The sequence below is a fragment of the Paraburkholderia fungorum genome (assembly GCF_003610895.1).
Lineage (GTDB): Bacteria > Pseudomonadota > Gammaproteobacteria > Burkholderiales > Burkholderiaceae > Paraburkholderia > Paraburkholderia fungorum_B.
In genome coordinates, this window is sequence record NZ_MCAS01000012.1 from 377,744 (window position 1) to 401,567 (window position 23,824).

Annotated in this window: 18 protein-coding genes; 9 read left to right on the forward strand and 9 right to left on the reverse strand. The window is 61.5% G+C overall.

Annotated features, from left to right (window positions below; translation table 11 throughout):
* Positions 1-31 precede the first annotated feature (31 nt).
* Positions 32-964: a dihydrodipicolinate synthase family protein gene (locus BCY88_RS14445; RefSeq protein ID WP_120344891.1), complete on the reverse strand. Its 933-nt coding sequence runs from the start codon at positions 962-964 to the stop codon at positions 32-34.
* A gap of 179 nt (positions 965-1,143) precedes the next feature.
* Here BCY88_RS14445 and BCY88_RS14450 point away from each other — a divergent pair, with 179 nt between their 5' ends.
* The gene (locus tag BCY88_RS14450; RefSeq protein ID WP_120344892.1) at positions 1,144-2,127 is read left to right on the forward strand and encodes a LysR family transcriptional regulator; all 984 of its coding nucleotides are present in this window, start codon (positions 1,144-1,146) and stop codon (positions 2,125-2,127) included.
* A gap of 195 nt (positions 2,128-2,322) precedes the next feature.
* Complete coding sequence (locus BCY88_RS14455; protein ID WP_120344893.1) at positions 2,323-5,409, forward strand: transglycosylase domain-containing protein; 3,087 nt, start codon at positions 2,323-2,325, stop codon at positions 5,407-5,409.
* Between the two features lie 10 nt (positions 5,410-5,419).
* Here the strand turns inward: BCY88_RS14455 and BCY88_RS14460 are convergent, their stop codons facing one another.
* The 5 genes from BCY88_RS14460 to BCY88_RS14480 all read right to left on the reverse strand — a co-directional run bounded on the left by BCY88_RS14460 (position 5,420) and on the right by BCY88_RS14480 (position 11,158).
* Positions 5,420-6,646, reverse strand: coding sequence for an ROK family transcriptional regulator (locus BCY88_RS14460; protein WP_120344894.1), 1,227 nt, complete (start codon positions 6,644-6,646; stop codon positions 5,420-5,422).
* Between the two features lie 30 nt (positions 6,647-6,676).
* Entirely contained in the window at positions 6,677-7,474 is a 798-nt protein-coding gene (locus tag BCY88_RS14465) for an ATP-binding cassette domain-containing protein (protein ID WP_120344895.1), read from the reverse strand.
* A 20-nt stretch (positions 7,475-7,494) separates the two neighbouring features.
* The gene (locus BCY88_RS14470; RefSeq protein WP_120344896.1) at positions 7,495-8,481 is read right to left on the reverse strand and encodes an ABC transporter permease; all 987 of its coding nucleotides are present in this window, start codon (positions 8,479-8,481) and stop codon (positions 7,495-7,497) included.
* Positions 8,482-8,617: 136 nt separating this feature from the next.
* A complete protein-coding gene (locus BCY88_RS14475) occupies positions 8,618-9,622 on the reverse strand; it encodes a sugar ABC transporter substrate-binding protein (protein WP_120344897.1) in 1,005 nt (334 codons plus the stop codon).
* Positions 9,623-10,054: 432 nt separating this feature from the next.
* A complete protein-coding gene (locus tag BCY88_RS14480) occupies positions 10,055-11,158 on the reverse strand; it encodes a branched-chain amino acid ABC transporter substrate-binding protein (protein ID WP_259461404.1) in 1,104 nt (367 codons plus the stop codon).
* Between the two features lie 316 nt (positions 11,159-11,474).
* Here BCY88_RS14480 and BCY88_RS14485 point away from each other — a divergent pair, with 316 nt between their 5' ends.
* Positions 11,475-12,419, forward strand: coding sequence for a LysR family transcriptional regulator (locus tag BCY88_RS14485; RefSeq protein ID WP_120344899.1), 945 nt, complete (start codon positions 11,475-11,477; stop codon positions 12,417-12,419).
* A gap of 49 nt (positions 12,420-12,468) precedes the next feature.
* Positions 12,469-13,053, forward strand: a complete 585-nt coding sequence (locus tag BCY88_RS14490) for an ureidoglycolate lyase (protein WP_120344900.1) — start codon at positions 12,469-12,471, stop codon at positions 13,051-13,053.
* Positions 13,054-13,117: 64 nt separating this feature from the next.
* Here BCY88_RS14490 and BCY88_RS14495 read toward each other — a convergent pair whose 3' ends face one another.
* Positions 13,118-13,879 carry a flagellar brake protein gene (locus BCY88_RS14495; RefSeq protein WP_120344901.1) on the reverse strand — a complete coding sequence of 254 codons (762 nt, stop codon included), beginning with the start codon at positions 13,877-13,879 and terminating at the stop codon, positions 13,118-13,120.
* A 272-nt stretch (positions 13,880-14,151) separates the two neighbouring features.
* A complete protein-coding gene (locus BCY88_RS14500; protein ID WP_120344902.1) occupies positions 14,152-15,186 on the reverse strand; it encodes a LacI family DNA-binding transcriptional regulator in 1,035 nt (344 codons plus the stop codon).
* Between the two features lie 192 nt (positions 15,187-15,378).
* Here BCY88_RS14500 and BCY88_RS14505 point away from each other — a divergent pair, with 192 nt between their 5' ends.
* The 5 genes from BCY88_RS14505 to BCY88_RS14525 all read left to right on the forward strand — a co-directional run bounded on the left by BCY88_RS14505 (position 15,379) and on the right by BCY88_RS14525 (position 21,814).
* Positions 15,379-16,536, forward strand: coding sequence for an ABC transporter ATP-binding protein (locus tag BCY88_RS14505; RefSeq protein WP_120344903.1), 1,158 nt, complete (start codon positions 15,379-15,381; stop codon positions 16,534-16,536).
* An 11-nt stretch (positions 16,537-16,547) separates the two neighbouring features.
* Complete coding sequence (locus BCY88_RS14510; RefSeq protein ID WP_120344904.1) at positions 16,548-18,563, forward strand: beta-galactosidase; 2,016 nt, start codon at positions 16,548-16,550, stop codon at positions 18,561-18,563.
* A gap of 74 nt (positions 18,564-18,637) precedes the next feature.
* The gene (locus BCY88_RS14515; RefSeq protein WP_120344905.1) at positions 18,638-19,891 is read left to right on the forward strand and encodes an ABC transporter substrate-binding protein; all 1,254 of its coding nucleotides are present in this window, start codon (positions 18,638-18,640) and stop codon (positions 19,889-19,891) included.
* Positions 19,892-19,962: 71 nt separating this feature from the next.
* Entirely contained in the window at positions 19,963-20,952 is a 990-nt protein-coding gene (locus tag BCY88_RS14520) for a carbohydrate ABC transporter permease (RefSeq protein ID WP_120344906.1), read from the forward strand.
* Between the two features lie 10 nt (positions 20,953-20,962).
* Positions 20,963-21,814, forward strand: coding sequence for a carbohydrate ABC transporter permease (locus BCY88_RS14525; RefSeq protein ID WP_120344907.1), 852 nt, complete (start codon positions 20,963-20,965; stop codon positions 21,812-21,814).
* Positions 21,815-21,964: 150 nt separating this feature from the next.
* Here BCY88_RS14525 and BCY88_RS14530 read toward each other — a convergent pair whose 3' ends face one another.
* On the reverse strand, positions 21,965-23,821 hold the full coding sequence (locus tag BCY88_RS14530) for an AAA family ATPase (RefSeq protein WP_120344908.1): 1,857 nt from the start codon (positions 23,819-23,821) through the stop codon (positions 21,965-21,967).
* Between the last annotated feature and the right edge of the window lie 3 nt (positions 23,822-23,824).

Consider the following 23,824-nt stretch of genomic DNA (forward strand, 5'->3'; position numbering starts at 1 on the left):
CGGGCACCGGCGGTGCATGCGCAGTCGGATCTCAGGCGTTCCAGCGCAACACCAGTGGATCGAGCCGCCGCGCGACTTTCAGCAAGCCTGCGCGCGTGGCCGGATGCATGGGCGGCAAAGGATGGCGCACCGCGTCCGAGCGAATCACGCCGCCTTCTTTCATCAATGCCTTGCACGACGCGAGGCCGCCCTGGCGGTTTTCGTAGTTGATGAGCGGTAGCCACTGCTGATAATGCGCGGCGGCGGCTTCGGTGTCGCCGGCCGCGTAGGCGTCGACGATCAGGCGGATGCCGTCCGCATAGCCGCCGCCGGTCATCGAACCGGTTGCGCCCGCATCGAGATCGGCCATCAGCGTGATCGCTTCTTCGCCGTCCCACGGGCCCACCACGGCGTCGCCGCCCAGTTCGATCAGCTCGCGCAGCTTGTTCGCTGCCTGCGGCACCTCGATCTTGAAGTAAGACACGTTCTGCAGTTCGCGCGCCATGCGTGCGAGGAACGGCGCAGACAATGCCGTGCCGCTGACCGGCGCGTCCTGGATCATGATCGGAATCCCAATGGCATCGGACACCGTGCGATAGAACTCGTAGATGCCACGCTCGCCAATGCGAATCGTGGCGCCATGGTAAGGCGGCATGATCATCACCATCGCGGCGCCCGCGGCCTGCGCACCGCGGCTGCGTTCGGCGCACAGGTGCGAGCTGAAATGCGTGGTCGTGACGATCACCGGCACGCGGCCGGCGACATGTTCGAGCACCACGTGCATCAGCGTGTTGCGCTCTTCGTCGGACAGCGCGAACTGTTCGGAGAAGTTCGCCAGAATGCACAGGCCGTTTGAGCCCGCGTCGATCATGAAATCGATGCAGCGTTTCTGGCCTTCCAGGTCGAGACGGCCGGTCTCGTCGAAGATGGTGGGCGCGACGGGGAACACGCCGCGCAAAGTAGCCGGGTTGGGTGTCTGGGTCATGATGAGGGGCGTTGAGTTGAGCTGCTGACGTGGTCGGAGGTGGGGTTTTGAATGTCTGCGTTGCTGACCATACGGCTGACTATACGGCGCTGTGCGTGGCGGGTATATTGAATTGTTTCCATCTTGTGATCGCTTTTGCGACTCACCCCGCGACTCACCCCGCGGCTTCCAGGCACACCATGAAAGACACCCTGAACGTTCTGCTGTCGAGACTGCGCATGAAGCAGTTGCAATTGCTGATCGCGCTGGACGACCATAAGTCGCTGCACAAGGCGGCCGGTGCGATGTCGATGACGCAATCGGCCGCCAGCAAGGCGCTGCAGGAGCTGGAGTCGATGCTGGCGGCGCCGCTCTTCGAGCGCTCGAAGAGCGGCATGATTCCGAACCAGCTCGGCCACTGCGTGATCCGCTACGCGCGGCTTCTCGCGACGGACCTGACGGCGCTGTGCCAGGACGTAGCGGAGATCCGTTCGGGGCGCGGCGGGCGTCTTGCGATCGGCGCGATCATGGGGGCGATTCCCGAGTGCGTCGTGCCGGCGCTGAACGCGTTGCACGCCGGCCAGCCCGGCCTGTCGATCGAAGTGATGGAAGACACGAGCGCGCGCATGCTGTTGCAACTCGACGAAGGCCGGCTCGATCTGGTGATCGGGCGCGCAGCGGTTGCGGCCGATCCGTCGAAATATCACTATCGGCCGCTCGCGGACGAGCCGCTATCCGTGGTGGTGGGGTATGGTCATCCGCCGCTGCCGAGGAAGGAGGTCAAGCTGCGTGACCTGGCCGGCCACCGCTGGGTCATGTATCCGTCGCATATGCCGTTGCATGCCTTGCTCGAACGGGAGATGGATCTGGCTGGGCTCGACATGCCGGACAACCCGATCTCGACCGCCTCCACGTTCGTGACAGTCGCGTTACTGCAAAGCAGTGCGGATCTGGTTTCACTCCTGCCCACCGCGATTGCGGCGCTATTCGTGCAGCAGAAAATGTTGCGACTCGTGCCGGTCAAACTCAAATCGCCTTCGCAAACTTTTGGCATCGTAACGCGCAAGGGCGGCGTGCTATCGCCGCCGGCCGAGCAGTTCATCGAGTTACTGCGGGAGCGAACGGTAGGGCAGGTGGCGGCGCAGTTGGAAAATCAGGCACCGCAAAAGCAGAAAACCGCCTGAAAAAGCGGTTTTTCGAGTCGCGAAAGACTTTCAATATCTCACGCCTCGCGGCACTTCGCCATGCCTTGCGATGGGGTGTTGCTGCGGCGACACTCTCGGGTAAATCCGAACCGATTGCACGCTCATTTTCCGCGCTACACTTGATTGAAGGTGCGCCAGAATCAATAGCACGGCGCACGCTCGGGGAGAGCAGCCATGAATCGGCCACTGGTTCGGTTACCGCTTCGCGCGACAGGCACGGCGCCCGTCAGGAAGTGGCTCAAATGGGGGCTGGCAGCGGCGTTTTTGCTCGCACTGGCTTTGGCGGCGCGCTTTATCCAGGTCGAGATCGAAACGTCCCGGCTGCAGGCGCGCTATCTCTCCGAACTCACGCGCGACGTGGGTTTCTCCGTCGACAACGGTCCAAGTCATTCCATCCGGTTCCCTCAGGCCGATAAAGGCCCTTACGACAGCCGCCTTGGCTACGCGTTGCTGCCGTCGTTCCAGCAACGATTGCTGCAACGCGGGTTTGAAATCAGCGCGCAGGCGCGTGATTCCGAGCGGATGCTGTCGCTGGCCGACGACGGCCTGTTTATCCCTTACGCCGAAAAAGATCAGGCGGGACTGCAACTCTTCGACGGCACCGGTGCACCGCTCTTCGGTGCACAGTTTCCGGGCCGCGTTTATGACAGCTTCGATTCGATCCCGCCGGTTGTCGTTCGCTCGCTGCTGTTTATCGAGGACCGTTATCTGCTCGATCCGGATCAGCCGAACCGCAATCCCGCGATCGACTGGGGGCGCTTTAGCCGCGCACTCGTCGACCAGGGCGCGCGCGTGTTCAACCGGCATCAGTCGACGCCGGGCGGCAGCACGCTTGCCACGCAGATAGAGAAGTTTCGCCACTCGGCCGGCGGGCGCACGGCAACGCCGCCGGAGAAGTTGCGGCAAATCGCGTCGGCCTCGGTGCGCGCGTATCTGAATGGCCCGCAGACCATGCCCGCGCGGCAGCAGATCGTCGTCCACTATCTCAACTCGGTGCCGCTTGCCGCGCAACCGGGTATCGGCGAAATCAACGGGATCGGCGATGGTTTGGCCGCCTGGTACGGCAGCGATTTCAACGAGGTCAACCGCATTCTGAAAGCGCCGTCGAGCGAGGCGAATCTTGCGGAGCAGGGCATTGCCTTTCGCCAGGTACTTTCGCTGATGATCGCGCAGCGCGCGCCGTCGTATTTCCTGCGTCACGGTTATGCCGACCTCGAACGTCTGACGGATAGCTATATCCGCTTGCTGGCGAACGGCGGCGTCGTCACGCCCGCGCTGCGCGATGCCGCGCTGTCCGCGCAAGTGGCGCTGCGCCACGCACCGAATGCCGTGCAGAACGCGGACTCGTTCGTGTCGCGCAAGGCCGTCACGTCGATGCGCTCGCATCTGCTGGCGGCGCTCGGCATACCGAGCTTCTATGAACTCGACCGGCTCGACTTGCAGGCGACGGGCACGCTCAATAACGCCGTGCAACAGGCGGTGAGTGACCGCCTGGCCGCCGCCGCGACGCGCGACGGCGCGAAGGCCGCGGGAATCGTTGGTTTTGAAATGCTGCGCGCCGCCGACGACCCGTCGAAAATCGCCTATAGCTTCACGCTCTTCGAACGGCGCGACGGCGCGAACCTCGTGCGGGTGCAAACCGATAGCGTGAACCAGCCATTCGACATCAACTCCGGCGCCCGGCTCAATCTCGGTTCAACCGCGAAAATGCGTACCGTAGTCACATATTTGCAGATCGTCTCCGATCTGCATGCGCGTTATGCCCCATTGAGCGTAGCGGAGCTGAAAGCGGTGAAGCCCGATCCGAACGATCAGCTCACGCGCTGGGCCCTCGACTATCTGATGCATACCTCGGACCGCTCGCTGCAAGCCATGCTCGATGCGGCCGTGGAACGCAAATACTCGGCGAGTCCGGGCGAGACCTTCTATACGGGCGGCGGCGCGCAGACCTTCAACAACTTCGATTCCGACGACAACAGCCGCATTCTCACGGTGCACCGCGCCTTCCAGCATTCGGTGAATCTGGTGTTCGTGCGGCTGATGCGCGATATCGTCCACTACGAGATGGTGCAGACCACGGGGCCGTCGTCGCAATGGCTGGGCGATCCGGCGATCCGCAAGATGTATCTCACGCGTTTCGCCGATCAGGAGAGCCGTGTGTATATGGGTCGCTTCTACACGAAGTACCACGGCAAAACGCCGGATCAGCAGTTGGCCCTGCTGCTGCTCGGCGTGCGCAAATCGCCGCCCAAGGTGGCGACGGCGTTGCGCAGCGTGGCGCCGGACGAGTCGAACGGGTGGTTCAACGCGAAGATGCGCGCCGCGTTGAAGAACACACCGGCGGCCTCCGTGCTGGACGACGAGGATCTCGCGAATCTGTATGAAAAATATGCGATCGACCGCTTCAATCTGAACGATCGTGGCTACATTTCGAGCGTGCATCCGCTGGAACTGTGGACCCTCAATTATCTGCGCGCTCATCCCGACGCGACACTCGAGCAGATGGAAACCGCGAGCCGCGACGTGCGTCTGTCGACCTATTCGTGGCTCTTCAAAACCCGCTATCACGCCACCCAGGACCGCCGCATCAAGCGGATGGTCGAGTTGCGCGCCTACGATGCGATCGGCAAATCGTGGCAGGCGCTCGGCTATCCGTTCGCGACGCTCACGCCGTCGTACGCGGCGGCGATCGGCGCGTCCGGCGACCGGCCGGCTGCGCTCGCGCAACTGATTGGCGTGATTGCCAACGACGGCAGCAAGGTGCCGACAGAAAGCCTCACGCAACTCGATTTCGCGAAAAATACCCCGTACGAAACGCATTTCCAGCGCGCGGCGGTCGCGCCGCAGCAGCAGTTGTCGCCGGAGATCGCCGGGGTTGTCAGAGGGCTGTTGCGTGACGTCGTGTTAGGCGGCACCGCCAAGCGTCTCGCCCAGGGCATGACGTTCCCCAATGGCCAGACCCTGGAGATTTACGGTAAGACCGGCACCGGCGATCAGCGCTTCAATGTGTGGGCCAAAGGCGCGCGCCTGATCGAATCGCGCAAGGTGAACCGCAGCGCAACCTTCGTGTTCGTGATGGGGGACCGGTTCTACGGCACGCTGACTGCCTGGGTGCACGAACCGTATGCTGCCCACTATGACTTCACGAGTGCGCTCTCGGTGCAGTTGCTGAAATCTCTCGCACCGGTGTTGCAGCCGTTGCTGGACAATCCGCCCGTCAAAACCGCGTCGATAACGAAGGTGGCCGCGCAAGCGCAATGAGTGACGGCGTCTAATATCCCGCGTCCGTCGCCGGCTTCAGAAACAGTTCGTGCACGGGCGCGAAATGCGCGTACAAGGGCAGAATCGCGCCGCCCATGGCCCGCGCATCGGCGCCGATGGTGCCTTCCAGCAATTGCGGGCGCACCATGCCTTCCCATTCGAAACGATCGAGCACGCGCTCGGTCCGGCGGATGATTTCGCGGACCAGTTGCCGGTCGAGTTCGCCGTCGATCACCACGGCTTCCAGATCGAGCAGAGCCGCCGCATTGGTCAATGCATTGGCGATGGCCGGGCAAGCCGTGTCGAGCCATTGCTCGGTCTGCCGCCACAGGTCCGGCGACAACGCGCGATGGTCATGCGCCGCCGCGGGCGGCGCGCCCGCATCGCTCAATAGCCGCTCCAGAACAAAACCCGATGCGGCGTGCAGCAACTGCCGCGCGGGTTTGCGAGCGCTGCCGTCCCGCAGCGGTATCGAGCCGACTGCGCCGGCGTTGTCGTGTGGTCCGGCGTGCAAGCGTCCGTCGATCACCAGACCGCCGCCGATAAACGTCCCGACGAACAGGTACAGAAAATTGTGAATCCCACGGCCTTGGCCCATCACGAGTTCGGCTGCGCAGGCGGCGGTGGTGTCCTTGGCGAATTCGACGGGCAGGCCGGTCATCGTCGCGATGCGGCTGCGCAGATCGATCTCGTGCCACGCTTCCAGCGCGTCTTGCGGCGCGCCGAGAAAGTCGCGCCAGCCGCCGAGCCACAACGGCGCCGCCACGCCTACGCCGACCACTTTGTCCGCCTTCGCGCCAAGCGTCTGAGTGACACGCGCCAGTCTGCTTTCGAGCGCGGGGAAGAGCGTGCGCGGATCGGGATAGGCATAGTCGAAGACATCGCGGCACACGACGTGGCCCGCGAAATCCATCGCCAGGACGTCGAGGCTGCGGCGTCCCACCTTGATGCCGATGGTGTACGCGCCGTCGGCACGCAATGCGATCGGCACCGACGGTTGACCGATGCGGCCGCGCACACGCGCCTGCTTCTCGAGCAGGCCGTCGTCGATCAGACGGTCGACGATCATCGATACCGTCTGCATCGACAGACGCGTGAGACGGCCAACATCGGCTTTCGGCAACGGCCCATGCAAACGGATCGCCTGCAACACGATTCGTTCGTTGAATTGCCGCATGCCGACCTGATTCGAGCCGACCGTGCGTTCGAGCGGCGAGCGGGTGCCGGGTGTTTCCATCGTCGCGAGCCCCTCAGCGGGATGCAGCCATCATGCAATCGCCTTGACGTCCGCTTCCTTCGCGCCCGTCATGATTGCCACGGCCTCCGACATATGGATGTCCCGCGTATTCACGAGCGCCGCGCGCCGGCCGAGCCGCTGGATATGGATGCGGTCCGCGACTTCGAATACGTGCGGCATGTTATGGCTGATCAGGATCACCGGCAGACCACGATCGCGCACGCGACGGATCAACTCGAGCACCATGTTGCCTTCCTTCACGCCGAGCGCGGCGGTGGGTTCGTCGAGAATCACCACATGCCGCGCGAACGCCGCGCTGCGCGCGACGGCCACGCCCTGGCGCTGGCCGCCGGATAGGGTTTCGACCGCCTGGCGCATCGAGCGGATGCCGATTTGCAGATCCTTCATGTGCGCGGTGGCTTCCTCCAACATGCGGCGCTTGTCGATCATCTTGAAGATCGAACCGCGCCAGCCCGGTTTGACGAGCTCACGGGCGAGGAACAGGTTCTCCGCGATGCTCATGGCGGGCGCTACGGCGAGCTCCTGGTAGACGGTTTCGATGCCTTGAGCGCGGGCATCCAGCGGGCTGCGGAATTTGACCGGTTTGCCATCGAGCAGGATGTCGCCTTCGTCGGGCACGGTGGCGCCCGAAAGCGCCTTGATCAACGACGATTTGCCCGCGCCGTTATCGCCGATCACGGCGAGAATCTCGCCGGGCAGCACTTCGAAATCGCAGCCGTCGAGCGCGGTGACGTTGCCGTAGCGCTTGACGAGTCCGCGCGCCTGCAGAACGGGCATCGCGGTAGAAGCGGAAGTAGATGTCGACATGACAGACTCCAATTGAGTGCTCAACCGCGACGATGGGAAAGTTTATCCGCGGCAACCGCGAGAATCACCAGCATGCCGGTGATCAAAACCTGGTAGACCGAAGAGACGCCGATCAGTGTCAGGCCGTTGCGAAACACGCCGACAATCAGCGCGCCGAGCAGTGTGCCGGAAATCGAGCCACGCCCACCGAACAGACTCGTGCCGCCCAGCACCACGGCGGTAATGCTGTCGAGGTTCTCGGTTTGCCCCGCCTGCGGATCGCCGACGCCGGTGCGCGACACCGACAACAGCGCGGCGATGCCGTAGATCGCGCCGGCCAGCGAATACACCGTGAGCAGAATCTTCTGCGACGAGAGGCCCATCAGGCGCGCCGCTTCGGGGTTATTGCCGAGCGCATACAGATGCCGGCCGGGCACCGTGTCACGCAGCACGAACCACGTTGCCGCATACATCAGCAGCGTGAGTACCGTGCCGTAGGTGACTTCGGCGGGCCCGAGCCTGAAGGTGTTGCCGAGGAACATGATCGCGTCCGGCAGGTTCGAGACGCTCTCCGCGTTCGAATAGATCTGCGTGAGCGCGAATGCGATGTTCAACGTACCCAGTGTGACGATAAAGGCCGGCAACTTGATCTTCGTGATCAGCACGCCGTTGAGCGCACCGAACAGCGCGCTCGCGGCGATGCCGCACAGAATCGCGAGAACGGGCGGCACACCGAGCGTGACCGCGAACTTGGTCATGATGATCGAGCCGAACGCCATCACCATCCCGCACGACAGATCGATCCCACCCGTCAGCACGATCAGCGTCTGGCCGATGGCGATGACGGCAACCACCATCGTCTGCTGCAGGATCAGCGAGAGGTTCTGGAACGACAGGAACCGGTCGCTCTGTGAAATGAAGAAGCCGCAGGCCAGCAGCAGGGCGATCAGCGGCCCGATTTCAGCGAGCGACGGCAAGCGGTCGGTGAGCGGGCGCGGGTGGCCGGCTGGTGCGGAAGGAGTCGACATGATAGGGGTGTCCTCGATGCATGAACGCGGCAAGCGAGCTATGCGGTCCATGCGGTCAATACGCGGGCCGGCCTTCTGGGGCCCGCCCTCCAGCAGTCAGGCGGCCCGCCGCAGCGGGGCGCCTGTTCAATGCCCGTTACTTGTTGCCCCAGCAGTTGTCGAGGCCGAACTTCGTATCCTTGCTGTCGACGCCGGACATCGGTTTGTCGGTGATCAGCGTCACCCCCGTGTCCTGATAGCCGGAAACCTTCTTGCCGGTCTTCGCATAGTCGACGCCGGCCGTCACGCCGAGCCCGGCCATCTTCAAGGGGTACTGCTGCGAGGTCGCGGCAATCGCGCCGGCCTTCACATTGCGCACACCCTCGCAGCCGCCGTCGATGGAAACGATCATCACGCTCTTGTCCTTGCCCGCCGCTTTGAGCGCGCGATACGCGCCCGCCGCGGCAGGTTCGTTGATCGTGTAGACCACGTTGATGTCCGGCGATTTCTGCAGGCAGTTTTCCATCGCCGTCTGGCCCTTCGCCTGATCGCCGCGGGTGTCCTGGCTGCAAACGATCGACGGATCGCCTTCCTTCACGCCGAAGCCTTCCAGGAAGCCGTTATGACGCAGCACGCCGACCGATACGCCGGGCGCGAGGTCGAGTGTGGCGATTTTCGCGGGCTTGCCGTTCATGGCCGCTTTCGCGTATTTGCCGATCAGCACGCCGGCCTTGAAGTTGTCGGTGGCGAAGAGGGCGTCCGTGGCATCCTGCGGATCGGTCGGCGTGTCGAGCGCGATCACCATCACGCCGGCCGCGCGCGCCTTCCTGATGCTCGGCACGATCGCCTTGGTATCGCTCGGCGTGATCAGAATTGCTTTCGCGCCGGCTGTCATCATGTTTTCGATGGCGGTGACCTGGCTCGCATTGTCGCCGTCGAACTTGCCGGCAGCGGTGAGCAGCTTGGCGCCGTCTTTCGAGGCAGCCGCTTCGGCGCCCTGTTTCATCTTCACGAAGAACGGATTGGTGTCCGTCTTGGTGATCAGGCCGACGACAGGCTGGTCGGCTGCCTGGCTCGCGCTTGCACACCACAGCGCCGATGCCGCGACGCATATCGACACGATTTTCCTGGCGCCAGGATGCCTGCGGGAATTCAGATTCATGGGACGCTCCTCCGGTTATTGGCAACGACGTTGTGAACTGCGGGCGGTGGCGCACGCGAACGCTGCGCGCTTGCCATCTGTTTGCAATCTGCTTTGGGACCCGAAGCGATTCGCCACCGGTTCGAAATCGGGCGACTAAATCACTTGAGTTGATTTAGTAAAGCAGGCGCGAGGACGCCCGTCAAGAAAACGATCAGGAGGGGGAATCGGCGTGAAGTAACGCCCGCCGAGGCGGCGGGGCTTACGTGGCGGGGCTTTGCAGGAGTGATGCGATGCAGGATCAGACGCCAGGACTTCGGGAAAGTCCTGGCTCGCTTGTAAGCGAATTGAAGTCTTCGGCGATTTTTTGCGGCGGCGTGGCTGCCCTCAGGAAGGTGACCAGTGTGGCCCGGCGTAACGCGATGTACGCGATATCCGGTCCGTTCGGCCGGCTCACATTCTGATGACATCCATCACGGTCTTCTTGCTGTCCTTGAACTGGTAGATCGTGATCGCTGCGTCCCGCAGGTCGCCATGCGGGTCGAACGCGATGTGCCCGATCACGCCGTCATAGTTCGTGGCCGGCATCGCGGCGAGAATTTTCGACCGGTCGGTTGAATTGGCTCGCTTCATCGCGTCATAGATCACGTAGACGGCGTCATACGTGAACGGAGCGTAGGCGTCTATCGGTGTGTTGAAGCGTGCCACGTATCGCTTGTCAAAGTCTTGACCTTTTGGCATTTTTGACAGGGCAAGTCCGGCTTCTGAGCATGTCACGTTGCCGATTGCGCTGCCGGCCAGTTGCGTCATGTTCTCCGTGCAGGCACCGTCGCCTCCCAGCACCTTTGCGGTGATGCCAAGGTTAGCCGCCTGTTTCGCCAGCGGGCCGGCCGTTGCGTCCGAGCCGCCGTACATGATCGCGTCGGGTTTCAGGCCTTTGATTTTCGTCAGAATCGATCGGAAGTCGATGGCTTTATCCGTTGTGGCTTCGTGGGTCACGATAACGGCGCCCTGCGCTTTTGCCGCTTTTTCAAATTCTTGCGCGAGGCCCTGGCCGTATGCGGTGGAATCGTCCACGATTGCAATTCGCTTTGCGTGCATGGTGCCGACTGCGTAGCGAGCCAGTGCCGGCCCTTGCAATGCGTCGGTCGCGACGACGCGGTAGGTCGTTTTGAAGCCTTGCAATGTATAGGTGGGATTGGTCGAGCCTTGCGAGATCTGCACCATGCCGGCCTCGCTGTAGATCTTCGATGCGGGGATCGAAACCCCGGAGTTGATATCGCCGACCACGGCTACCACGCCATCGTCAACGAGCTTCTGGGCGACCTGAGTACCGGTGCGTGGGTCGGCAGCGTCGTCCTGAGCGTCGAGTTGCAGACGGACCGGCTTGCCGCCGATGACCGGATGCTGGCTGTTGATCTCGTCGATTGCCAGCCTCGCCGCATTTTCGCTGTCCTTGCCCATATGCGCGAGCTGCCCTGTCAAGGGCGCGGCATGGCCAATCAGGACCACGGCAGGCTCCGCCGCGAAGCTCGCGCTACCTGCGCCAAGCAGCAGCGCTGCAGCGTCCGATTCAATTGACTGAACGAGGGTGACATGGCGGCTCCTGAGTTTTCGGTTCAATGAGTGTTCGACCGCCAAATTTTTCCGTCCAACGACTTATTTTATTGACCGGCGATAGATAAATCTGATCGCCTCCCAGGGCTTTCCCGAAAGGCCGCCCCTTGCGCGTCGAGCCGCCATGGTCACAACAAAAAGTTGTTCCAGTCGGCCAGTTTTTGTTGTCACGAATCTGATCTTGCGGCGCTAAACTCTGCCAACGCACTGAAGCTGTCCGTTGAGCGGACGCAATACGTGGAGCACAAGGCGTCTGATGAATGTCCGTTTTCTAGAAACGTTTGTATGGCTTGCCAAGCTGCGCAATTTCCGGCTGACAGCGGAGCGCTTGCATGCGACACAGGCCGCAATTTCCAGTCGGATATCCGCGCTCGAGCAGGAGTTCGGCGTGCGTCTGTTCGACCGGGGGCCGCGCGATGTCAAGCTGACCCAGGAAGGGACCAAAGCGCTAGCGTTCGCCGAGCAGATTCTGAAACTCACCAACGACATGCTCGCAAGCGTAAGCGACCGCTCGCATGTGAGCGGGCTGTTGCGGGTCGGCGTGATGGAGTCCGTCGTGCATACGTGGCTGCCTGAATTACTACGGCGAGTGCGGGACGAATATCCGAACCTGACGATCGAGCTGACTTGCGACACCTCGACGAATCTGTCCGTGCAACTGGTGAACGGCAACGTGGATATCGCTTTTTTGAGCACGATGGTCACCGGTGCTGACGCGGAAAATGTTTCGCTCGGCGCATTGCCGATGCGATGGGTGGCGAGTCCGTCGCTGAATCTGTCGGCTGAAGCTCTATCGGAAGCTGAACTGGCGAGCTTCCCGATTGTGAGCTTTGCCCGTCATTCGTCGCCGCATGTGTTTGTCGCCGGCCTGTTTGCAGCCGCCGGCGAACCGCATGTGCAGATCAACTGCGTGTCTTCGGTCGCGGCGATTATCAGGCTCGTACTCGACGGTTTCGGCATTGCGGTTCTGCCGACGGCTTTCGTGACGCGCGAGCTGGAGTCCGGTCATCTGCAACTGCTGAAAGTGACGCATCGCGTCCCGGAACTGCCACTTTTTGCCTCCTTCCGGCGAAGTCCGGATAGCTTGCTATGCGAGTCGATCATGCATCTGGCGCAAAAGGTCATGCGGGAATTCAGCCTGGAGAACGGTCCGGATATCGCGCTCTTTCCAGACACCGACGAGGCGCTACCATCTCATTGAGTGGCACCCCTGATGTTTTTCCCTGATTATCAGAAAGGCCCGAACCGCGATGCCGACCGCCACGCCTCTGACCGTTCAACCGCTTACTGCCGGCGCTTTCGAAGCCTACGGATGGATGTTAGGCAAGCCGTTTCCAGGGGATAACGCGGCGTCTTCGTTCACAAGCCCGTCGTCCGATTTCTGGCGCGAACATCTGTTCGATGCCGGGCCGTCCGGAGATCCCGAAGTTCTGTGGGTCAGATACCGCGATCGCGAAGCCGAGGTGATGCAACTCGAGGCGCATTGGCTAACTCAGCAGGCCGTGGTGCCGCTGACCGGACCTCTCGTTCAGATTGTCGCGACGAGCACGCCGGATGGGCACCCAAACCTTGATTCATTAACGGCTTTCGAGGTGCCCGTAGGGGAGGGGATTTGCATGCGGCCGCGCTGCTGGCACGCGACGCGCGCACTGCAGAACGAAGTGACGTGCCTCATGCTGACGCGCCGCTCGACGACGCTCGACCTTGCAGCTCATCTGCTCACAGGCGCCCCCGTCGGCGAAAGCGCGATCCGGCAGATTCCGCCGTACCGGCTTGTCGGCGCGGCCGGCCTCATACAGGCTCCGACGCTTCAGCGAGGCGCCGAGCTTCAGTAATCCGCCTTGGAATCCGGCGCGCTTTCGAAGCGGCGGATGCTGACAAGGGCTTGTCCGCGAGAATTTACCTGCGCGGCGCGAGCGCCTGACGCTTCGTTTCAAGTTGAGTGACGACACGCTGCAAGGTTCGCTCAGCCCGTCCCGGCGTCTGCACGAACTTGCAGCCGATCACGAAACGCCGTTCGCCCTTCGGCGTGGTCAATTGCCGTGGCGCGACGATTTCCAGATCGAGCCGCAGCGTGCCGAAGCTGCCGAGTTGCAGCGTGACGTCGCGCAGCACGGTGCCGCTTTCGAGCGAGCCGAAGCGTTCATCGGCGGTTTTCAAGGCCACGCCGCCCAACGAGAGATCCTGCAATTCCAGCCGGAACGAATCGCCCTCCGCATAGGGCCCGCTAGCGGTATAAGGCTCCAGCACCGGCGTTTGCACGCGGAAAAATTCGCGGCGTTGAACGTAGCACAGGAACGCGGGGAAGGATGCCTCGAACGCCGGGCGCCCCTCGAACACGATCGGGTTTGCGTTAAGCGTGGTGAACTCCGTGCGAATGCCATCCGGCAAGCCGCGGAAGATCAACTGGCGCGCGGACGCCAGCGCGTAATTGTCGGCCTCGACGCTGCCGGCGTCGAAGATAAAGCGGGCATTGCGCGAATCGACATCGAGCACTTGCGTAACGATCTGGCGGCCGTTGAATTCCACCGTCACGAAGTCCTGTCCGGTCATCAGCTTGCGCAGGCAAACCGCGATTTGCAGGGGGTGGTGTTGTGCGAAGGGCGAGTCCGCGTCGGTGGTCTGTGCTGCGACGTCGGCGTCCAGAAGATCGGCGATCATTTTGAGTATCCATGCATGTTATGGCCTTGGCCTGGCCGGTTGGGGGAGCGCAGGCGGCATACGAGTCATGCCGGCGCTCAGCCCGTTCCCCTTTCTCCTGCCTGATTGCAGGGACCGTGCCAGCTGCATGGATGGACTGATTGAAACGCTGTTTTCGCCGCGAAGCCGCCTGGAACCGCTTGATACGGTCGTTCGCGGGCGGTGGCCCCAGAAGCGGCAACGGCTGCAGGCCGGGTTCGCTACGTAACGTCCCCGGCATTGTTACGGCCACGTTACGCCGAACGCGGCGCGCCTGTGGATGCGCGCACCACCAGTTTCGGCGCGGAGGAAATCCGCATTGGCACGTCTGGCGCGAGCGGGCGGCCCGCTTGCCCATACGACGATTCGATCAGCTCGCGCAGCAGCGATACCGCGAGACCGGCAACTTCCGCGGTCGGCACGGCGATCGTCGTCAGCGCGGGCCGCGATTCGCGCGCGAGTTGAATATCGGTAATGCCGATCACGGACAGATCGCGCGGCACGTTCAAGCCGAGATCGGCAGCGGCGTGCATCGCGCCGAGCGCCGGCAGATCGTTGGTCGCGAAGATCGCGGTGAGTTTCGGGTCGGCTTCCAGCAGGGCGCGCGCCGCGGCGTAGCCGCCTTGTATCGTATCGGGCGCATGCTTGACCCGGCTTTTCGGCGCGCCGGCGGCATGCAGCGCATCGACAAAACCTTCGTAGCGGGCCGCGTGAATCCCCGAGGCCTTGCTGCCGACAATCGCGCCGATTCGCCGATGACCAAGCGCCAGCAGATGCGATCCGGCCAGCTCGCCGGCGAGGCGAAAATCGACCGCGACGCACGGCAGTCCCGGCGGCTCGTTGGGCCGTTCCCACATGCACAACACCACGGGCGTGCCGCGCGATTCGGTCGTGTGCAGGTCCGTAAAATCCAGGTTCGCATTCGTCACGAGCACGCCCTCGGAAAGCGTGCCGGCAATCTGATCGAGATAGGCCCGCCCAATCAGCGGATCTTCGTTCGTATTGCAGATGATCACGAAGTGGCCGCTGCTGCGCGCCGCGTGTTCGACGGCGAGCGCGAACTCCGGATAGAACGGGTTGGCGATGCTCGATACCATCAACGCCAGCGTCGGAGCGCGGCCTTCGGCGAGCGCGCGGGCAGCCAGATGCGGGCGGTAGCCGAGCGCCTCGACGGCTTCCAGCACCCGTTGCCGGGTGGTCGCGCCGACCCGGCCGCGATTGCGCAGCACGTTCGATACCGTGGCAGGGGTGACGCCGGCACGGCGTGCAACTTCGCTGAGTGTGGGCATGGCTTTTCAATATATGGGATGACTGTTCGACATTTGCATCGCAGCCCAAGGCGCGGCACCATTTGCAGCACAGACAAAACGATATCGGAGACACGCAAGGCCCAGCGATCGCACGCGATCGATTTTTTTCGGCCCTGTTGATTAAGCGCTTAATCTTCGATGTCGAGCCGATTTAATCACGGAGTCGATGCAATGGCGAGCATTTCGTTGAGAGGCGTGCAGAAGGCGTATGGCGACGGCGCGCTGGTGATCCGCGACGTCGACCTGGAGATCGGCGAGAACGAGTTCTGCGTGTTTCTCGGTCCGTCCGGCTGCGGCAAGTCCACCTTGCTGCGCATGATCGCCGGCCTCGAAGATGTGACCGACGGCGACCTGTCGATTGCCGGGCGCCTCGTCAACGACGTGCCGGCGGCGCAGCGCGGCGTGGCAATGGTGTTTCAGAGCTACGCGCTGTTTCCGCATATGACCGTGTTCGAAAACATGGCATTCGGCCTCAAGCTCGCTAAAACCCCGAAAGACGAAATTGACCGCAAGGTGCGGGAAGCCGCGCGCATCCTGCAACTGGAGGCGCTGCTCGAGCGCCGCCCAAAGGCGCTGTCAGGCGGCCAGAGGCAGCGCGTGGCGATCGGGCGGGCCATCGTGCGCGAGCCGGGCGTGTTTCTGTTCGACGAGCCGCTCTCCAATCTCGACGCGACGCTGCGCGGCCAGACCCGCGTCGAAATCGCGCGCTTGCATAAGCAGTTCGCCAAAGCCAGCGTGGTGTACGTCACGCACGACCAGATCGAAGCGATGACGCTCGCCGACAAGATCGTGTTGCTGCACGCGGGCAAGGACACCGAGCGCTACGGCAGCATCGCGCAGATCGGCGCGCCGCTCGAGTTGTATCACCGTCCGAGGAGCCGTTTCGTCGCCGGCTTCATCGGTTCGCCGCGCATGAACTTTTTGCCGGGGCGAGTGGTGTCGGCGGATGCGAACGGTGTGACCGTCGTGCTCGATCACACCGCCGAAAACGTGCACGTGCCCGTCAGCGGCGATGGGCTCGCGGCTTCGCAGCCGGTCACGCTTGGCGTGCGCCCGGAACACATGGAATTCATCGATGCGGCAAGTGCGGAACAGCCGCGGGATGCCGTGCTGATCCGCACCGTGTCCCTCGTCGAACAGCTCGGCGAACACAGCTATGTCCACCTCGATCAGCCCGGCGGCGGCGCATTGATCGCCAAGGCGCCGGGCGACACACGCCTCGCGCCGGGTGACCGTGCGAGCCTGCGTGTTCCTCGCCGCGCTTGTCACTTGTTTACCGAAGACGGCTTTGCCGCCGCTTCGCTTGAATCCGCCGAACACTACGTATAGAGGACATTCGGATGCGCCTTGGAGTCTGTTATTACCCGGAACACTGGCCGGAGTCGATGTGGGAAGACGACGCCCGGCGGATGAAAGCCCTCGGCATCGAGCAGGTGCGAATCGCCGAATTTGCGTGGAGCCGGATGGAGCCGACGCCAGGCGAATATGACTGGAGCTGGCTGGATCGTGCGATCGACGTACTCGGTGCAGCTGGTTTGCAGGTGGTGATGTGTACGCCGACGGCGACGCCGCCCAAGTGGCTGATCGATCGTCATCCGGATATTCTGCCGATCGGCGCGGACGGCCGTCCGCGTGCTTTCGGTTCACGCCGTCATTACGATTTCTCATCGCCTTCGTATTTCGCCGCATCGCAGCGGATCTGCACGGCGCTTGCCGAGCGCTACGGCAAGCATCCGGCTGTTGCGTACTGGCAGACTGACAACGAATTCGGCTGCCATCACACGGTGGTCAGCTATTCGCCGGCAGCGGTCGAACGCTTTCGCGAGTGGCTCAAGGCGCGCTATCAAACCATCGACGCACTGAACCGCGCGTGGGGCACGGTGTTCTGGAGCATGGAATACCGCAGCTTCGACGAGATCGACGCGCCGGTGGCGACCGTTACCGAAGCGCATCCGTCGCACCGGCTCGATTACCGGCGCTTCGCTTCCGACGAAGTGGCGCGCTACAACCGCATGCAGGTCGAGATCATCCGCGCGCATTCGCCGGGACGGCCGGTCGCGCACAACTTCATGCAGCTCTTTACCGAGTTCGATCACTACAAGGTCGCGGCCGATCTCGATGTCGCGGCCTGGGACAGCTATCCGCTCGGCGCGCTCGAAGAACAGTGGTTTGCGCCGGACGTGAAGGCGCGCTGGCTGCGCAGCGGACATCCCGACTTCGCCTCGTTCAATCATGACGTGTACCGTGGCATGTCGAAGTTGCCGTTCTGGGTGATGGAGCAGCAGCCCGGCCCGGTGAACTGGGCGCAATGGAATCCGGCGCCGCTGCCGGGCATGGTGCGATTGTGGAGTTGGGAGGCGTTCGCGCACGGTGCGGGCTGCGTGTCGTATTTCCGCTGGCGTCAGGCGCCGTTTGCGCAGGAGCAGATGCACGCCGGCCTGAATACGCCCGATAACCGGCTCGACATTGGCGGCCATGAAGCTGCACGAGTGGCCGGCGAGATTCACGCGGTGCTGGCCGCGAACGCCGACGCCAATGCCGCGATTCGCTCAAAGGTCGCGCTCGTCTACGACTATGAAGCGAAGTGGCTCTTCGAGATTCATCCGCAGGGGGCGGACTTTCACTATCCGCGCTTCGCATTCGAGTACTACTCGGCGCTGCGCGCGCTCGGGCTGGATGTCGACATTGTGCCGGTCGATGCGCCGCTCGACGGTTATCGTCTGATCGTCGTGCCGCCATTGCCCGTTGTGCCCGGCGATTTTGCCGCACGCCTCGCGAGCTCGGGCGCGCAAATCGTGCTCGGTCCGCGTACCGGCTCGAAGACCCAGGACATGCAGATTCCGGCGAATCTGCCGCCGGGCGCACTGGCTTCGGTGTTGCCGCTGCGGGTGTGGCGCGTTGAATCGATGCGGCCGAATGTGACCGAAGCGGTGCGGCTCACGCATAGCGGCAACGCGGCAGTGGAGGACGGCGTGGCGCGTCACTGGCGCGATTTCATCGAAGGCGCAGGCGAGGGTGAAGGCACCAGCGGCGATGCGGCGGAAACGCTCGACGTGCGGGCCCGTTTTGCCGACGGCCATCCCGCCTACGTGAGAAGCGGCGCGTTTCATTACCTCGCGAGTCTGTTCGACGACGCGCTCACCGTCCGCCTGTTTGAGCGGATTGCAGGGGAAGCGGGCCTCGACCCGGTGCCGCTTGGCGACAGCGTGCGCTTCAGCCGTCGTGGCGCGCTGACCTACGTGTTCAACTACGGCGATCAGACGCACAAGCTGGCCAATGTCGCCGACGAGGCCTTCGTGATCGGTGCGCGTGCTGTGGAACCGCAGGGTGTGGCCGTCTATCGCTCGGGTCAATGATTTGAAGCGCTGAATGAAGGATTCCATGCAGTAACAACAACGACGCAAAATCACGGAATAAAGGAGACAGCAACATGGCACTGAAACCTCGCAAGATTCTGCTGGCACTCGCGCTGGCCGCGGCCGCCGCAGGCGTGTCCTTCGTCAGCACGGCACAGGCCGGCACGCTCGCGGTCAACATCGCGTTCAAGGGCGCAAGTCAACGCGCCGTCTGGCAGTCGATCATCGACGACTTCAAGAAAACGCATCCCGGCACCGACGTGAAGGTGTCGTTCATCGATGAGGAGGCGTACAAGGTCCAGTTGCCCGGTTGGCTCTCCACCGTCGCGCCCGATATCGTCAACTGGCATGACGGCGAACGCATGGCGTATTACGCGCAGCGCGGCCTGTTCGAAGATCTGAGCGGCGACTGGGCGAAGAACGGCTGGAACGACATGTATGCGTCGACCAAGGAAGCGTCCTCCTATAAGGGCAAGCAGTATGCCGCGCCGACCGTGTATTACTCGTGGGGCATGTTCTATCGCAAGGATCTGTTCCAGAAGGTCGGCATTAGCGGCGAACCGAAAACGTGGGACCAGTTTCTCGACGACTGCAAGAAGCTGAAAGCGGCGGGCATTACGCCGATTGCCGTGGCGGGCCGTGATTCATGGACGCTGGCCGGCTGGTTCGACTATCTCGACTTGCGCCTGAACGGCAACGCGTTCCATCAGAAGCTGATGGCGGGCGATATTGCGTACACCGATCCGCGGGTGAAGAAGGTCTACACGACGTGGAAGCAATTGATCGACGCCGGCTATTTCATCGACAACTCGCTTTCCTACGATCTGGATGCCGTGCAGCCGTTCCTGTTCCAGGGCAAGGCCGCGATGATGCTGATGGGCACTTTCATCACCGGTGGTTTCCCGCCGAACATCAAGCCGCAAATGGGTTACTTCCAGTTCCCGATCATCGACGCGAATGTGCCTACTGCCGAAGAGGGGCCGGTCGAATCGCTGAATATTCCGTCGAAGGCCAAGAACAAGGCAGATGCGCGTGCCTTCCTTGCATTCGTCCAGACGCCGGCAAATGGCGCGAAGCTGGCGGAGGGGCTCGGTTCGTTGTCGGCCAACAGCAAGTCGCCTGAACCCGACGATCCAATCTCGAAGATCGGCTTCCAGATTCTCGCGAACACGAAGGGCGGCATTGCGCAGTTCTATGATCGCGATATGACGAAGGAAATGGCCGATGAAGGTATGAAGGGGATGCAGCAATTCATCTCCGATCCGTCGAAGCTCGACGCCATACTCGCGCAACTCGAGCAGACGCGTCAGCGGATCTACAAGAAGTGAGCGGTGGCGGCCCGTTGGCGGATTAACGGGCCGCGCGTTTGAGCGTCAATTTGTTATGTTCGGTTGGGAGAATGATCGTGTCGCATTCCGTCACCCGCCACACTGTTGGTGGTCCTGCCGATTCTGGCTTGCCCGCGCCGGGTACGCCGGCATCGGGCGGCGCCTCGCGCGGCGGGCCGCCTCGCGTGGCGCGCCGGCGCAGGCCGTCGCCGACCGCGCGCCGGCAGCGGCGCGCTGCTTTTCTGTTCCTCGCTCCAGCCTGCGTGATGGTGGCGATTTATGTCGTGTGGCCGATCATCTCGACCGTGCGCCTCAGTTTCTTCAACTGGGATGGGATGACCGAGCCGTCTTTCATCGGTCTCGCCAACTATATCGAGTTGTTCCATACGCAGACCTTCTATACGGCACTGAAGAATAATCTCATCTGGCTGCTGCTGTTCCTGCTCGCGCCGCCCATGGGACTCGCCGTCGCGCTCTATCTGAACCAGGCCGTGGCCGGCATCCGCATCGTCAAATCGCTGTTCTTCGCGCCGTTCGTTTTGTCGGGCGTGGTGGTCGGCCTGATCTTCTCGTGGTTCTATGACCCGACCTTCGGCCTGCTCGCGGTGATTCTCGGCCACGGCGTGCCGGTACTCGGCGACCCGCGTTACGCAACTCTCGGGATCGTGTTCGCGGCGCTGTGGCCGCAAACCGCCTACTGCATGATTCTTTATCTGACTGGCCTGACCTCGTTGAACGCCGAACAGATCGAGGCCGCACGCATGGAAGGCGCGCGCGGCTGGTCGATGCTCTGGCATGTGATCCTGCCGCAATTGCGGCCCACCACGTTCATGGCGATCGTCGTCACGGTGATCGGCGCGCTGCGCAGCTTCGATCTGATTTCGGTGATGACCGGCGGCGGACCGTTCGAAAGCTCGACGGTGCTCGCGTATTACATGTACGACCAGGCGATCAAGTATTACCGCGTCGGCTATTCCGCGGCAGTGGCGGTGGTGCTGTTCGCGATCATGCTGGTGTACATCGTTTATCACCTGCGCCGTATGCTGCGCACCGAGCAATAAGGAGCCGGTCATGTTTCCGATCCCGATCGACAAATGGAAGCCGGCCACGCGCCGCGCGTACAAATTGACCTTGCCGCTCGCGCTGCTGATCTGGCTGCTGCCGATGATCGCGGTGCTCGTGACTTCAGTGCGTTCGACGGAGGAACTGAGCGAGGGTAACTATTGGGGCTGGCCGAAGCACTTCGCGATGTTCGATAACTATCGCGAGGCATTGACGACTTCGCCGATGCTGCATTACTTCTGGAACAGCGTGCTGATTACGGTGCCCGCCGTGGTGGGCTCGATTGCGCTTGCGGCAATGGCGGGATTCGCGCTGGCCATCTATCGGTTTCGGGGCAATTCCACGCTGTTTGCGACGTTCGTTGCGGGGAACTTCGTCCCGGTTCAGGTGTTGATGATTCCAGTGCGGGATCTGTCCTTGCAGCTCGGTCTGTTCAATACGGTGAGCGCGTTGATTCTGTTTCATGTGTCGTTTCAGACTGGATTTTGCGCGCTGTTCCTGCGCAATTTCATCAAGCAGTTGCCATTCGAACTGGTTGAGGCGGCGCGGATCGAAGGCGCGAATGAATGGACGGTGTTCTTCAGGATCGTGTTGCCCTTGATCCGTCCCGCGCTCGCGGCGCTGGCGATTCTCGTCTTCACGTTCGTGTGGAATGACTACTTCTGGGCGCTGTGTCTGACGCAAGGCGACGATGCCGCGCCGATCACGGTCGGTGTCGCGGCGTTGAAAGGGCAGTGGACCACCGCGTGGAATCTTGTATCCGCCGGGTCGATTCTGGCCGCATTGCCTTCGGTCGCGATGTTCTTTGCCATGCAGAAGCACTTCGTGGCCGGGTTGACGTTTGGCGCAACGAAGGGGTGAAGCGGGCGGATGACTGGGAATGCATTTGTGGAAGAGATGTCGGTGATTGTTCCGCAGAGCACTTGAAAATTCGGCGATTCCGAGTCACCAATTTCCGCGAAACCAGCCACGTAAACTGGATTGCTCTATCGCCGAATCTGTTGACCGTTCTTACCCGTCTCGCATCCAGCGTACCATCTGCCTCGCTCTGTCTACTACTTCGTTGCGGAATACATCCTCGTTCAAGCCGATAGTTCGGACACGATCGGAGATATTTGTTTTTTGTTGTTCGAGGCGTTCTTTCACTCGACTTACTAGGTCACTGGACAGTGGTCGGCCATTTTCGTCTCTTGCTGCCAGAGAAACAACTTCGTCAAAAGAGTCGTCTTGCCCAATCACATAATCGATATAGGTAATATTCGCTTTATTAGGTTTGTTGAAGCGTTTTGGACGGACTTCCAGAAGAACACGAAGCAGAACGCTTTCCTTCACGCCGTTCTCAATCTCTCGGCCAAACGACGTTTCGACTCTGGCATGCCCTGGCAGTCGACTTGCAGCCTCAATGAGGCGTTCGATAAGCGCGCGGTCGGAGGTCCCTTGCGCTCGATCTCTGTCGCAAACAATAATTGACCGATGAGCCACCTTTAAGACCTTGACGAGCCTGTTTGCTGCGTCGCCCTCGTCTTCGTTTTCACTCCGGTCCGTCTCCAGATCGAGGTGGGAGGAGGACGCACCTCCGTAAGACACAAATGCAAAGTCTCTACCCGCTACCATAGTCTTGTCGACTTCATGCAGTAGCGCTGTAACGTAGTGGATATCAGAAGGACCCTCCACCCATATAACCACCCGGGCAAGAAACATCTGTGATGGCCGTATACCAAGATCGCCAAGCAGAGCTAACTCGTCACTGGTTGTATCGAGAACCTCAAGCATCGTGCCGCCATGGTCAGCACGTCTTGCACGGAATGTTCGCCATGTTGGTGTGACGGCGTCGATAAGAGCGGTTGAGTGAGTTGTTATTAATAGCTGATGTTTTGGCAGATGCCCAGCGATAATCTGGATCAGCGATACGACCGCCGCCGGATGAAGGTGAGCCTCGGGTTCGTCGATCACTACAAGAAGTGGGCGAGTGGGGCAGAGGCGTAGGTAGGCAAGTACCATGACCATTTCGGACACACCTGCACCCAGATCAGGAAGAGCGCACCTGAAACGTCCGTCGCCTCGTCGGACATCAATCCAGAATCCACTCTCATTTATTTCTATTCGAACGTCATTTTCACCAAGTAGGATTGCGAACCATGATTCGAGGTCAGTTTTGCATTTAGTCCAAAAAAATTGATTATTTTTGTCAGCTTGTTTGGTTGCTAGGGTTTCGATAATATCGCCACCATCTGTACTTGCCGAGTTTTTGTGTTCTGCTTGGCGTGACGGATCTCGTAATGGTTTTATTTCGATAATTGATTGCGCCAAAACGCCGCATGCAGCAAGCGCCAACCCTCGATGTGAATGACTAGGTATTCCAAGAACTTGATCTGTATAGTTGCCGTTCTGGAGAAGGAGCTTGTGGGTTGATCCTATTTTCGCGATTACCGCCTGATCATTCGCCGAAATAGGGACGACCGATAGTGTGCCGATGCCTCCCTTCCTTTCGATGGAGATCTTGAATCGGACCGCGCCGTTATTTGATAACCACGATGGAATTGGTACAGGAGCTTCAAGTGCGTCCGCAGCGATGTCGATTTCCGCATCAATGCGTACTTCTTCCCGGAGCCAATGATCGATCTCTTCCGCTTCAAAGCGGTACGCTAGCGGCTGGTAGTATATGCTTGATTCCTTCCAGGCCGCGTTTACCGAGCATCCTTGTTGAGCAAGAATGTCGCGCACGCGCACTAGAAATCGGCCCAAATTCGATTTGCCAACATTGTTCGGGCCGATAATCAGGTTAACCAGCCCAAGTTTTGTGATCTCTGCAGCGTGTTCAGGTCTAAATGAACGCCATCCTTCGACGCGAATTCGGTTTGCTAGCATGTA